The sequence below is a fragment of the Citrobacter sp. TBCS-15 genome, assembly GCF_005280815.1.
In the GTDB taxonomy this organism is placed as follows: domain Bacteria; phylum Pseudomonadota; class Gammaproteobacteria; order Enterobacterales; family Enterobacteriaceae; genus Citrobacter; species Citrobacter werkmanii.
Genome location: NZ_SZWK01000136.1, coordinates 1 through 306 on the forward strand (window position 1 = coordinate 1; position 306 = coordinate 306).

At 35.3% G+C, this 306-nt stretch carries 1 protein-coding gene; it reads left to right on the forward strand.

Annotation, left to right across the window (positions count from 1 at the left end; genetic code table 11):
• Positions 1 to 306, forward strand: a 306-nt coding sequence (locus FDW96_RS11890; RefSeq protein WP_212732877.1) for a terminase TerL endonuclease subunit, incomplete at both ends; no start/stop codon positions are given.

A 306-nucleotide genomic window follows, 5' to 3' on the forward strand; every position in this document is an offset into this window, starting at 1 on the left:
GAGGAAGAATTTTATAATGATAGGTCATTCGGCTTGCTTTACATGTTAGAAAATCATGAGCAGGTTAAAGATAAAAAGAATTGGACTATGGCATTACCTCTTATTGGCGATGTTCCTAAGTGGTCAGGAGTTATTGAAGAATACGAACTTGCGCAAGGAGATCCAGCGTTACAAAATAAGTTCTTAGCGTTTAATATGGGCTTACCTATGCAAGATACAGCTTACTACTTCACTCCGCAAGATACTAAACTAACAGAGTTCAATTTATCTGTATTTAATAAAAATAGAACTTATGTCGGAATTGAC